10 protein-coding genes and 2 tRNA genes are annotated in these 11,586 nt (G+C 63.0%); 4 read left to right on the top strand and 8 right to left on the bottom strand.

Annotated elements, in window-relative coordinates:
* Nucleotides 1-62 precede the first annotated feature (62 nt).
* A complete protein-coding gene (rlmB, locus tag APH44_RS13580; RefSeq protein ID WP_054893199.1) occupies nucleotides 63-809 on the bottom strand; it encodes a 23S rRNA (guanosine(2251)-2'-O)-methyltransferase RlmB in 747 nt (248 codons plus the stop codon).
* On the bottom strand, nucleotides 806-3,406 hold the full coding sequence (rnr, locus tag APH44_RS13575) for a ribonuclease R (protein WP_054893198.1): 2,601 nt from the start codon (nucleotides 3,404-3,406) through the stop codon (nucleotides 806-808). The genes rlmB and rnr overlap by 4 nt, the downstream gene beginning before the upstream one ends.
* A 273-nt stretch (nucleotides 3,407-3,679) precedes the next feature.
* On the opposite strand from rnr, the gene APH44_RS13570 reads away from it, so the two are divergent.
* The 4 genes from APH44_RS13570 (at nucleotide 3,680) to APH44_RS13555 (ending at nucleotide 6,682) form a co-directional block, all read left to right on the top strand.
* Nucleotides 3,680-3,766 (top strand) — tRNA-Leu (locus tag APH44_RS13570).
* Nucleotides 3,767-3,847: 81 nt separating this feature from the next.
* A tRNA-Leu gene (locus tag APH44_RS13565) sits at nucleotides 3,848-3,934 on the top strand.
* A gap of 169 nt (nucleotides 3,935-4,103) precedes the next feature.
* Nucleotides 4,104-5,117, top strand: a complete 1,014-nt coding sequence (locus APH44_RS13560; protein ID WP_054893197.1) for an extracellular solute-binding protein — start codon at nucleotides 4,104-4,106, stop codon at nucleotides 5,115-5,117.
* On the top strand, nucleotides 5,117-6,682 hold the full coding sequence (locus APH44_RS13555) for an iron ABC transporter permease (RefSeq protein ID WP_054893196.1): 1,566 nt from the start codon (nucleotides 5,117-5,119) through the stop codon (nucleotides 6,680-6,682). Before APH44_RS13560 ends, APH44_RS13555 begins: the two co-directional genes overlap by 1 nt.
* 38 nt (nucleotides 6,683-6,720) lie before the next feature.
* On the opposite strand, the gene APH44_RS13550 is transcribed toward APH44_RS13555, so the two are convergent.
* From APH44_RS13550 to APH44_RS13525, 6 genes are read right to left on the bottom strand one after another with little or no spacing between them, the layout of a single operon-like run.
* Nucleotides 6,721-7,152: a hypothetical protein gene (locus tag APH44_RS13550; RefSeq protein WP_054893195.1), complete on the bottom strand. Its 432-nt coding sequence runs from the start codon at nucleotides 7,150-7,152 to the stop codon at nucleotides 6,721-6,723.
* Nucleotides 7,149-7,892: an SDR family oxidoreductase gene (locus APH44_RS13545; protein ID WP_172964809.1), complete on the bottom strand. Its 744-nt coding sequence runs from the start codon at nucleotides 7,890-7,892 to the stop codon at nucleotides 7,149-7,151. Before APH44_RS13545 ends, APH44_RS13550 begins: the two co-directional genes overlap by 4 nt.
* A gap of 7 nt (nucleotides 7,893-7,899) precedes the next feature.
* Nucleotides 7,900-8,673 (bottom strand): SDR family NAD(P)-dependent oxidoreductase, encoded by a 774-nt coding sequence (locus APH44_RS13540; RefSeq protein WP_054893193.1) that lies wholly within the window; start codon nucleotides 8,671-8,673, stop codon nucleotides 7,900-7,902.
* Nucleotides 8,674-8,684: 11 nt separating this feature from the next.
* Nucleotides 8,685-9,824, bottom strand: coding sequence for an NADH:flavin oxidoreductase (locus APH44_RS13535; RefSeq protein ID WP_054893192.1), 1,140 nt, complete (start codon nucleotides 9,822-9,824; stop codon nucleotides 8,685-8,687).
* A 5-nt stretch (nucleotides 9,825-9,829) separates the two neighbouring features.
* On the bottom strand, nucleotides 9,830-11,044 hold the full coding sequence (locus tag APH44_RS13530; RefSeq protein ID WP_082420818.1) for an AfsA-related hotdog domain-containing protein: 1,215 nt from the start codon (nucleotides 11,042-11,044) through the stop codon (nucleotides 9,830-9,832).
* A gap of 12 nt (nucleotides 11,045-11,056) precedes the next feature.
* A complete protein-coding gene (locus APH44_RS13525; protein WP_054893204.1) occupies nucleotides 11,057-11,575 on the bottom strand; it encodes a DUF2867 domain-containing protein in 519 nt (172 codons plus the stop codon).
* Nucleotides 11,576-11,586: the final 11 nt, after the last annotated feature.

Raw genomic sequence — 11,586 nt, 5'->3', positions numbered from 1 at the left:
TGAACGCGGCGGTGATGCTTTCGCGGGCTTGCCCGCGAAAGCATCACCGCCGCTTCAGACCCTCAACGCGTGGCCTGACGCTGCCTCACCGCCTCGAACAGGCAAACCCCGGTCGCCACCGAGACGTTCAGACTGCTGACACTACCAGCCATCGGCAGCTTCACCAGGAAGTCGCAATGCTCACGGGTCAGGCGGCGCATGCCCTTGCCTTCTGCGCCCATGACCATCACCAGCGGACCGGTGAGGTCCTGCTGGTAGATCTCCTGCTCCGCTTCGCCAGCAGTGCCGACCACCCACAGGCCGCGCTGCTGGAGTTTCTCCAGGGTGCGCGCCAGGTTGGTCACGGCCACCAGCGGGATCACCTCGGCAGCGCCACAGGCGACCTTGCGCACCACGCCTGTCAGCGTGGCCGACTTGTCCTTGGGAATCACCACGGCAGTTGCGCCCGCAGCATCGGCGGTGCGCAGGCAGGCGCCGAGGTTGTGCGGGTCGGTGACACCGTCGAGCACCAGGATCAGCGGCGGCGTCTCGGTGCGCTCGAGCAACTCCTCGAGCATCGCCTCGCCCCACACCTGGCTTGGGCTCACCTCGGCGACCACACCCTGGTGCACGCCCTCGACCCAGGCGTCCAGCTCACGGCGCTCGGCCTGGCCGACCGCAACGCGGTTTTCTGCAGCCAGCGCCAGCAGCGCCTGAAGACGCGGCTCGCTCCGCCCTTCCGACAACCAGATCTGCTTGACCCGCTTGGGATGGTGCTGCAGCAACGCCTGCACGGCATGGACGCCGTAGATTTTTTCCAGCTGACTCATGACTTGCCGCTCTTGCCCTTACGTGGCGCGCCGGACTTCGACGGGCCTTTGCGATGCTTGGTCTTGCCCGCAGCCTTGCTGCCCTTCTCGGCCTTGCTGCTGGTGTGCTGCCGCGCATCCCCCATCAGCGCCTTCTTCATCTCGCGGCTCTTGCGCACTTCGGCGTTGCGCTGCACGGCGTCTTTCGGGAAGTAGGCTTCAGAAGCTTCGCTCTTGCGACTGCGCGGCTTGGGCGAGATCCTCGCCTCGGTGGCCGCTGCCGGCTCGGACTTGGCCGCACCCTTGGTGGTCGCAGGCTTGCCGGCGTCAGCCGATTCGCTACGCGGCTTGCGGCCGCCCGGTGCCTTGATCGCGGCCTCGGAAAGTTCGAAGTCGATCTTGCGCTGCTCGAGGTCGACGCGCATCACCTTCACTTCGATGGTGTCGCCCAGGCGGAAGCTGCGACCGGTACGCTCACCGGCCAGGCGGTGGTGCACAGGATCGAAGTGGTAGTAATCGCCCGGCAGCGCACTGACGTGCACCAGGCCTTCGACATAGATGTCGGTCAACTCGATGAACAGGCCGAAACCGGTCACTGCGGTGATCACGCCTGGGAAAGTCTCACCCACGCGGTCGCGCATGTATTCGCACTTGAGCCAGTTGACCACGTCGCGGGTAGCTTCATCGGCGCGGCGCTCGGTCATCGAGCACTGCTCGCCCATCTGCTCGAGGCTGTTCTCGTCGTACGGGTAGATCCGCGCCTTGGGAATGCTCATCGCACCGGCGCGCTTGACGTGCGGGGTGTCGATCTTCGAGCGGATCACGCTACGAATGGCGCGGTGCACCAACAGGTCCGGGTAACGGCGGATCGGTGAGGTGAAGTGGGTGTACGCCTCGTAGTTCAGGCCGAAGTGGCCATTGTTCTCGGTGCTGTACACCGCCTGGCTCAGCGAACGCAGCATGACGGTCTGGATCAGGTGGAAGTCCGGGCGCCCGGCGATGCTCGCCAGCAGGGCCTGGTAGTCCTTCGGCGAGGGGTCCTTGCCCTTGTGCAGCGACAGACCCAGCTCACCGAGGAAGGCGCGCAGTTTTTCCAGGCGCTCCGGTGGCGGCCCATCGTGCACGCGGTACAGAGACGGCACGTTGTGCTTCTGCAGGAACTCGGCAGTGGCGACGTTGGCCGCCAGCATGCATTCCTCGATCAGCTTGTGGGCGTCGTTGCGCACGGTCGGACGAATTTCGTCGATCTTGCGGTCTTCGCCGAAGATGATCCGGGTTTCCTGGGTTTCGAAGTCGATCGCACCACGGGTATGACGGGCATCGACCAGCACCTTGTACAGCGCGTAGAGGTGCTTGAGGTCCGGTAGTACCGCGCTGTACTCCTCGCGCAGGGCCTTGCCCTCGCGGGTGCGGGAGTGCTCGAGCATGCTGCTGACCTTGTTGTAGGTCAGACGCGCATGGGAGTGGATCACGCCTTCGTAGAACTGGTAGTCGACCATCTGGCCGGCCTTGTTGATGGTCATCTCGCAGACCATGGCCAGGCGATCGACATGCGGATTCAGCGAGCACAGACCGTTGGAGAGTTCCTCGGGCAGCATCGGAATCACACGCTCGGGGAAGTACACCGAGTTGCCACGCTGCTGGGCCTCGACGTCCAGGGCCGAGCCCAGGCGCACGTAGCTGGAAACGTCGGCGATCGCCACGTACAGGCGCCAGCCGCCGGAGAACAGGCGCAGCTTGCCCAGCGGCTCGCAATAGACGGCGTCGTCGAAGTCGCGGGCGTCCTCGCCGTCGATGGTGACGAACGGCAGGTGGCGCAGGTCGATGCGCTTTTCCTTGTCCTTCTCTTCGACTTCGGAGCGGAACTTGCGCGCTTCCTTGATCACGTCCTTGGGCCAGACGTGGGGGATGTCGTAGCTGCGCAGGGCGACATCGATCTCCATGCCCGGCGCCATGTAGTTACCGATCACCTCGACCACATCACCTTGCGGCTGGAACCGCGGGGTCGGCCAGTGGGTGATCTTGATCTCGACGAACTGGCCGATCTTGGCGCCGCCGTTGCGCCCCGCAGTCACCAGCACTTCCTGCTGGATCTTCGGGTTGTCGGGGGTCACATAGCCGATGCCGCCTTCTTCGAAGTAGCGGCCAACCACGCTTTCATGGGCGCGGGAGATGATCTCGACCAGCACGCCTTCGCGGCGGCCACGGCGATCGACACCGGACACGCGGGCAAGGCCGCGGTCGCCGTCGAACACCAGGCGCATCTGCGCAGGGCTGAGGAACAGGTCTTCGCTGCCGTCGTCGGGGATCAGGAAGCCGAAGCCATCGCGGTGGCCGGAGACGCGGCCGCAGATCAGATCGAGCTTGTCTACCGGGGCATAGGTGCCGCGCCGGGTATAGATAAGCTGACCATCACGCTCCATCGCGCGCAGACGGCGGCGCAGGGCTTCGATCTGGTCTTCTTCGTACAGACCGAACTCTGCCGCCAGCTCCTCGCGCGCGGCGGGTTCGCCACGGTCGGCAAGGCGCTGCAGGATCAGCTCACGGCTGGGGATGGGATTCTCGTATTTTTCCGCTTCGCGAGCGGCCTCGGGATCGAGGGATTGCCAATCGGCCATCAGAAGGGGTTCACCTTGGGGTATATAGATAGGAATTCTGGCATAGGCGTATTGAAACCGGAAATCTTTGCCTTGGACAGCCCCTGCGGGGCACCCCGGCAGCGGCATTAGGTCACTGGAATCAACAACTTGAATTTTTTGAAATTTTTTTCGATCCGGGGCTTTACAGCCCTCAGGGGCATCCGTATAGTGCGCACCACAACGACGGACAGCCGACGTTGTAGTTGAGATGAAACCTGATGTAAAGCATCATGTGACCTCGACAAAATGTGTGCCCAGGTGGCGGAATTGGTAGACGCGCTGGTTTCAGGTATCAGTGACTTAACGGTCGTGGAAGTTCGAGTCTTCTCCTGGGCACCAAATATTTCGAGTGATAGATAGCAGATTTTTCTGTCATTCAGCAACACGATTCAAGTTTCATGCAGTAGATGTAAAAGCTTTGCCCAGGTGGCGGAATTGGTAGACGCGCTGGTTTCAGGTATCAGTGACTTAACGGTCGTGGAAGTTCGAGTCTTCTCCTGGGCACCATATAAAAACCCACTAGCTTGCTAGTGGGTTTTTTCTTGCCTGCGATTTTTGCTCCCCACTGCCCCCGCATCCGCCTCCCCTCGACTATTTGCCTTCATACGGCCACATGAGAAACGATTTCGTTTACCATTGTTTCGAAATATGTAGCCGTAAGCGAGGAAGTACCCGCATGACGATCCGCCCGAAACCGCTGATGCGCACCCTGGCCGCCGCTGTCCTGGGCCTGGTGATTGGCGCGCCGGCCGCCCTGGCAGACGAACCGGTCACGCTGACCATGTACAACGGCCAGCACAAGGAAATCGGCGACGCCATCGCCAAGGCCTACGAGGCCAAGACCGGTATCCACATCAATATCCGCAAGGGCAGCAGCAATCAGCTGGCCAGCCAGATCATCGAGGAAGGCGCGCGCTCGCCCGCCGACATCATCTACACCGAAGAATCCCCGCCACTGAACAACCTGGGCGAACTGGGCCTGCTGGCGAAGATCGACGACGCCACGCTGGACATGCTGCCCAAGGAATACGTGGGCGCCAACGGCACCTGGATGGGCGTGACCGCGCGCACCCGCGTGGTGGTCTACAACCCGAAGAAGATCGACGAGAAAGACCTCCCCACCACCGTGATGGACTTTGCCGATCCCGAGTGGGATGGCCGCGTCGGTTACGTGCCGACCAGTGGCGCCTTCCAGGAGCAGGCCGTCGCCATCCTCAAGATGCACGGCCGCGAAGCCACCGAAGAATGGCTCACCGGCCTGAAGGCGTTCGGCAAGACCTACACCAACAACATGGTTGCACTGAAAGCAGTGGAAAAAGGCGAAGTCGCTGCCGTGCTGGTGAATAACTATTACTGGTACGCCCTGGAGCGCGAGCGCGGCAAGCTCGACTCCAAGCTCTACTACCTGGCCGACGGTGACGCCGGCAACCTGGTGACCATCTCCGGCGCCGCGGCCGTCAAGGCCAGCAAGCATCCCAAGGAAGCCCAGGCACTGCTCAACTGGATGGCCAGCGAAGAAGGCCAGCGCGTGATCACCCAGACCACCGCCGAATATCCCCTGCACAAAGGCATGGTCTCCGATCGCGGCCTGAAGCCGTTCGAAGAGCTGCGTCCACCGACGATCAGCCCGGCCGACCTTGGCAATGCCGAAGAAGCCATCGAGCTCGAACGTGAGGTCGGTCTGCTCTGATGACTGCCGCCGCGCCCGATCCGGCCCTGGTACGCTTCGTGCCACGCCGCAAGCGCCCCTCCGTGTGGGTGGTGCTGCCTGTGCTGTTCCTGGTGGCGATGAGCCTGCTGCCACTGCTGTATGTCGCCATCAAGGCCTGGGAAGCCGGCTTGCATGAAGCCCTGCGCCTGCTCTGGCGCCCGTTCGTGTGGGGGTTGCTGCGCAACACCTTGCTGCTGATGGTGGGGGTCACCCTGGTGTGCATGGTGGTCGGCCTGGCGCTGGCCTGGCTGCTCGAACGCAGCGACCTGCGCGGGCGCCGCCTGTGGGGCGTGGTGCTGTGCCTGCCGTTTGCCGTACCTTCGTTCGTCAGCAGCTTTACCTGGGTGTCGCTGAGCTCGGACTTCGAAGGGCTCGGCGGGGCGATCCTGGTCATGGCGCTGTCGAAGTATCCGCTGGTGTTCCTGCCGGTGGCGGCAACCTTGCGCAACCTCGACACCTCGCTGGAGGAGTCGGCGCGCACCCTCGGTTGCAGCCGCTGGGGCGTGTTCCTCAAGGTCACCCTGCCATTGCTGTGGCCCGCCATGCTCGGCGGCGCGCTGCTGATCGCCCTGCACATGCTGGTGGAGTTCGGCGCACTGTCGATCCTCGGCCTGCAGACCTTCACCACGGCGATCTACCAGCAGTTCGAACTGGAGTTCAGCAACGCCAACGCCGCAATGCTCTCGGCTGTGCTGCTCGCACTGTGCCTGGTGATGCTCTGGCTGGAGCTGCGCGTGCGCGGCAAGGCCCGCCACGTGCGCATCGGCCAGGGCGTGGCGCGTCGGGCACAGCCCTTGCGCCTCAAAGGCTGGAGCCTGCCGGCACAGCTGTTCTGTCTCGGGCTGGCGGTGCTGGGCAGCGGCATTCCGCTGGCCATGCTTGGCTATTGGCTGAGTGTCGGCTCGTCGGCAGCCTTCCCGGCGGCGGCGATCGGCAAGGCCTTGCTGACCTCCCTGTCGGTATCGCTGGGCGGTGCTGGCTTCTGCGTAGTGCTGGCATTGCCGATCAGCTTCCTGGTGGTGCGCTATAAAGGCCGCCTGGCGATCTGGGCCGAACGCCTGCCCTACCTGCTGCATGCGCTTCCCGGCCTGGTGATCGCACTGACCCTGGTGTTCTTCGCCCTGCACTACGTGCCAGCGCTCTACCAGACCACTGCGCTGCTGATCCTGGCCTACGCCCTGCTCTTCCTGCCGCTGGCCCAGGCGCCAGTGCGCACAGCGCTGAACAAGGCCTCGCCAACGCTCGAGGAAGCCGCCCGCACCCTGGGCGCCAGCAGCTTCGCGGCATTCTGCCGGGTCACGCTACCGATCATCTTCCCGGCCCTGGCTGCGGCCTTCGCCCTGGTGTTCCTGGATGCCATGAAGGAGCTGACCGCGACCTTGCTGCTCAGCCCGACCGGCATGACCACCCTGGCCACGGAAGTCTGGGCGCACACTGCCAATGTCGAGTTCGCGGCCGCCGCGCCCTACGCGGCGCTGCTGATCCTGGTATCGGGATTGCCGGTATACCTGCTGACGACACGGATGTACCTGAACAAGGCGTAGCATCGAGGCCCGGGCGCAGGCAGCCCGGGCCCAGCCATTCAATAGCCCAGCGCGCGTTTTTCCGGTCCGGCACTGACGGCATGGTTCGGTCTGCGCAACTGCAATACCGCGAAAACCGAAAGAACCACCGCCAGCCCCCAAAGGATCGGCGTCGCTCCCTGGCTCAGAGCCACCATCTGCAGACCGACGACCAATAGACGCAGCAGCGCATCGAGCCGACCATTGGCCACCGAAGGTTCGCGCAGGCGCGCCACACCCCAGATGACATAAGCCAGGGCGCCTAGATTGATGAAGAACATCGAGGTTGGGTCGAGCACACTGAAGGACGTCCCCAGGCCAAGCCAGGCATCGAGCCCGGCAAAAAGCTGGAATGCCCAGGCACTCAGCAGTGGAACGGCAAATGGCAGGGTGGCGACGATGTCATATACAGCGCCGATCCGGACGATGTTGGCGTAACGGGATTGATTCATTGGCAAACCTCCATGTGCATGCGTTCGAGAAGCGCTCTGACTTCGTAGAATTGTCCTGATTGCAGCGCGATCGCGTGACGTCGACCAAGCAGTTCGACGATTTGCGCGGCGCGTTGTTGCGCACTGACGATGTACCCCGGCTGCGTCGAGCGCTCTCGCAAGGCCACCAGTTCGGGAAAGCGCTCGTCGGCCTGCAGGATGGTTTGCGCCACCGTGGTGGCGACATTGCATAACCCCAGCACCGCAAAGAACACCTGCGGATTCTCCAGCTGGTAGACCTTGGCCAGGGCGTTGAGGGCGGCCTTGGAGACACTGTAGGAAAGCATGCCTGCGCGCTGACGAATGCCTGAAACCGAGGCCGAGAACACCACCTGGCTAACCTTGGCCTGTCGGCACAGCAGCAGGTCAAGCACCCATTTCACCGCCACCAGGTTGAGCTCCAGCACCGAGCGGAAGGACTCCACTGGCGTATTGCTCGCAAGCTCCGGCGCGCTGCCGAATGTTCCGGCATTAAGGTAGGCCGTTTCGAACGTCGTCTCACCGATGAAGGCCTGCAGAACAGGCTGGACAGCCTCGCCCGCACAAAGATCCAGCGCCCGGAAATGCATGCGTGGGTGCTCCAGCAGCGCCGTTGGTACCCGTCGCGAAATACCCCAGACCTCATCGCCCCGCTCCAGGTGTAACCTGGCCAGTGCCAGCCCGATGCCCGAACTGACGCCCGTAATGAATATGTGAGCCATCAGTGCCTCACTCGAACTTGCCGATGTGGTAGCCGCCATCGACGCTCAACACGCTGCCAGTCATGTAGCTGGCGCCGTCGCCAAGCAGGAACAACACTGCAGCAGCCACCTCGCCTGCCTCGCCGAAGCGCTTCATGACCGTAGCGTTGATCTTGCGCTCGGTGCCCGCAGGATTGGCCGCCAGCCGCTCCGGAGAGTTCATCCCGCCAAGAATCGGCCCTGGCGCTACCGCATTGACACGCACTGCATGGCGCCCATCGCGGTCGCAGGCATTCTCCATCGCCACCACTTGGGTCAGGGCGTTGAGCCCTGCCTTGCTCGCCACATAAGCAGCCTGGTTGGGCATGGCCATCACCCCCGCGCAGGAGGACAGATTGACGATCGAGCCGCCTGCCTTCCTGGCGATCAACCGCAACTCATGTTGCAGGCAATACAACGGGCCGCTCAGATTGATACGCACGACCCGCTCCCAGTCCTGTACCTGAAGGTCGGCGACCTGCGCATACGGTGCTGTGATACCCGCGGCATTGACGGCATGGTCGAGTCCGCCGAAACGCGCCTCGATCTCGGCGAAGGCATCGCGCACCGCGCCAGGCTCAGCTACATCGCACGGAATGAAACTGGCCTGCGCGCCCAGTTGCTCAAGCGCCGAACGCCCCTTCTCCAGGCTGCGCCCAAGCACAACGACGCGCGCCCCCTCCTCGCTCAGCCGCCGGGCAATGCTCAGGCCGATACCACTGCTGCCACCGGTGACAACGATGGTCTTTCCCTGAAACTGCATCTGGACTCTCCTTAGTCATATCGAATAGAGGCTGGCCGCTTGTACCGGTCATTGACGCAGCAGTACACGCGATCCAGCTGGGGATTGCTCTTGTCACGGAAACAGTTGCCCTCGAATCGACAGGCATGGACACTTCCCGGCTTGCCCTGCAACGACTTGTTCACCAGATCGTTGTCAGCGAACAGGGCACGACTCATGCCCACCAGGTCAGTGACGCCCAGCTCGAGCAAGGCCTCGGCCTGAGCCAGCGAGCCAGTGAAGCCGGCAAAGCCGACCGGGAGCGACGTCAGTTCGCGGATGTGCTTCACGCCATGCACCAGCATGGCGTGCACACGCGGATCGGCGCGCAGCATGTAATGGAACGTTTCCTTGATTGCCGCCGAACACATCAAGGCCGCCACGCCTGCACGCTCCAGCGCAGGCACCACCTGCTCGAGCAGGGCCGGTTGCTGCCCCTTGTCACCCAGGCAATCATCGATCCCGAGACGAACGGAGATGTCGATGCCGCCCTGGGTTGCCTCCACGATCGCGTCCATGACCTCCAGCAGCAGGCGGGCCCGGCGCAATGGCGAGCCGCCGTAGCGATCCGTTCGCCGGTTGCTGTAGGGCGAGAGAAAGCTGCTCAACAGGTAGCCATTGGAGGCCTGCAATTGCACCATGCGGGCGCCGGCTTGCTGCGCCAGACGTGCTGCATGGGCGAACTGGGCACAGACGCTGCGGGCATCCTCGTGAGTCATGACCCTCGTGCCGCGACGACTTCGACTACCCACTGCCCGGCTGGGCGCCAGTAGAACTCCGCTACTGCGAGCCAGATCGCCCTGGCTGCCGTAGTGCTGCAATTGCACGACCACGGGGCAGGCATTTTCCCGCCCGTAGTCGATCAGCGGCGCCAAGTGGTGGACGTGACGCTGCTCGTACAGGCACAACCCTCCCTCGTGCAGCCGTGTGGATGCATCGACTGCGGAGTTGGCCAATACCACCATGGCGCAGCCTCCATCGATGATGCCCTTGTAGAAGGTCAGCATCTGCGGCGTCAGGCAACCTTCACGACCCAGATCGATACCCATGGGTGCGAAGTACACACGGTTCTTCAGGTTCAGGTGTCGTCCGAGGGTGATGGACTGGCGCGTCAGCGGGTATCCCGAGGCCACGCCGGTTACCCGCTCTGCCGATCATTGCAAGGCGCGCCCTGGGCATCATTGCTTGCCAGGGCAGCCACCAACAGTTCCTGCAAGGGCTCGTGGAAGCAGTGGCACTTGATGACTTCCTTGAGCGTCGACAGCGTGGCGCGATCAAGCTTGGCGAATACGGCCAGTTGCACCGCGGGCTGTTGTGAAGGTCGGCACTCGACGATCGGAAAGCTCAGAAAACCCATGTCCCGCACATAGATGGACAGTTGCACCACCTCATGGGCCTGCGCGTTATCCTCCACGCGAAACCTCACCGCCCGCAGTGAAACATGCTCGAGCAACCCCTCGACTGCCGTGCCGCGCGCCGTGTGCAACAAAACCTGCGGCAACACGCGGTTGGAGGGGGCGAACCAGTGGCTCTCCGGAAAGTTGACCGTGCGCATGCGCTTGAAAAGCGGCATCTTGATCGCACTGCCACGCAGGCGCAGCGTGGTGACCAGATTACCGTTCTGGAAGAACATCGCGGTCTTGTCCACCGTCCGGGGCAGGGCGCGCTTCTCGCCAGCGCTGTGCTGGACTACAACCTCCACCGCATAGGTGGACTCGGTGTAGTTATTGAAGGAGACGGACAAGTCTTCGATCGAGATCGAGATTTCACCGCGCCGGTAACCCGAATGGCTATAGAAATAGTGGTACATCGCCTGACGAGCCACTTCGATCAGCATCAGGCCAGGCACGTGCTCATGGGGCTTGTTGTAGAAAAAGTAGTTGTTGGTGTCGTTCATCAGGCCGTACGACGACAGGTTGGCACGTGTCCAACCCGGCAGCGCGTGCAGCGTGTCGGCCAATTGAGTGACCAACGCCGGATCTGCTGCCGGCAACCCGAAACGCCTCTGCAGGTAGCACTCGACCTGACGCGGTAGCCACGCAGCGGACAGTCGGTAGCCCCCCTCGTGCAAGGCATAGTAGGCCTGGGCATTCATTTCGAAACTGTCGAGGGAGTCGAAATCTTCCTGCCCGAGTGTGGTGGGAATGCTGGCAAGCACCCGGCCACCTTGAGCGTCGTCGCGATACAGGACGCCCAACGCAGCACACCCGCGCTCATCGAGATGTTCGAGCAGGAAGTTGGTCTCTTCGACGGTCAGACGAGCCGGCAGAAGATCCTGAAATCCGCAGAGCAGTACGTCGTCCACAGTCCCTTTGTGCAAGACCTGTGGAGTCAGGGGTAACTGACGTTCCATGTTGATTACCTATTAGGGTTCGACGGGGAAGGCGAGCACAGCGTTCTTCAGCATGCGCTTGACGATGGGGCCGTGAGCAGGGCCGACCGGGATCATGTAAAGCCTTCCGAAGGCGTTGTACCGCTGGACGGAGGTCGTCACGCTCAAGCGCTGCACGCCCTCGCCTGCGGGCGTGAGATCGAGGCAGACCATGACCGCCAAGTGCGTATCGCGCGAAGTGAGCACCAGCCGATGCGCATCGATCGCCTCCACCGTGAAGAAGTCGAGGCGCTCGCCCACCGCAGGTTCCCGCTCGGCCGTTCGGGGTGTGAAACCATGGATGTCGGCCACACGGAACCGGCGGGAAACGAAGTCACGAAGGCGAAAAGCCGTAGAGAGCCACGCCGGGATATGCGCAGTCATCGCGCAGTAAGCCTGCAGGGCCGTGACGCGCCCGCCGATGCGCACCGCAGCGCAGTGCAGGAAATCCAGCTGCGCAAGCTCGGCGACCAGGCGAACATCCTTGGGGGCGCAAATCAGGGCCGCGGGCATCATCTGCAAGC

This window comes from Pseudomonas sp. NBRC 111143 (assembly GCF_001320965.1).
Classification (GTDB): domain Bacteria; phylum Pseudomonadota; class Gammaproteobacteria; order Pseudomonadales; family Pseudomonadaceae; genus Aquipseudomonas; species Aquipseudomonas machongensis.
Note: the sequence above shows the minus strand (reverse complement) of the source record. Positions and strands in the feature narration are given on the sequence as shown.

Excerpts from the sequence above, each read along its gene's own strand:
- rlmB (WP_054893199.1), bottom strand. The coding sequence starts at position 809 with ATGAGTCAGCTGGAAAAAATCTACGGCGTCCATGCCGTGCAGGCGTTG.
- rnr (WP_054893198.1), bottom strand. The coding sequence starts at position 3,406 with ATGGCCGATTGGCAATCCCTCGATCCCGAGGCCGCTCGCGAAGCGGAA.
- APH44_RS13560 (WP_054893197.1), top strand. The coding sequence starts at position 4,104 with ATGACGATCCGCCCGAAACCGCTGATGCGCACCCTGGCCGCCGCTGTC.
- APH44_RS13555 (WP_054893196.1), top strand. The coding sequence starts at position 5,117 with ATGACTGCCGCCGCGCCCGATCCGGCCCTGGTACGCTTCGTGCCACGC.
- APH44_RS13550 (WP_054893195.1), bottom strand. The coding sequence starts at position 7,152 with ATGAATCAATCCCGTTACGCCAACATCGTCCGGATCGGCGCTGTATAT.
- APH44_RS13545 (WP_172964809.1), bottom strand. The coding sequence starts at position 7,892 with ATGGCTCACATATTCATTACGGGCGTCAGTTCGGGCATCGGGCTGGCA.
- APH44_RS13540 (WP_054893193.1), bottom strand. The coding sequence starts at position 8,673 with ATGCAGTTTCAGGGAAAGACCATCGTTGTCACCGGTGGCAGCAGTGGT.
- APH44_RS13530 (WP_082420818.1), bottom strand. The coding sequence starts at position 11,044 with ATGGAACGTCAGTTACCCCTGACTCCACAGGTCTTGCACAAAGGGACT.
- APH44_RS13525 (WP_054893204.1), bottom strand. The coding sequence starts at position 11,575 with ATGCCCGCGGCCCTGATTTGCGCCCCCAAGGATGTTCGCCTGGTCGCC.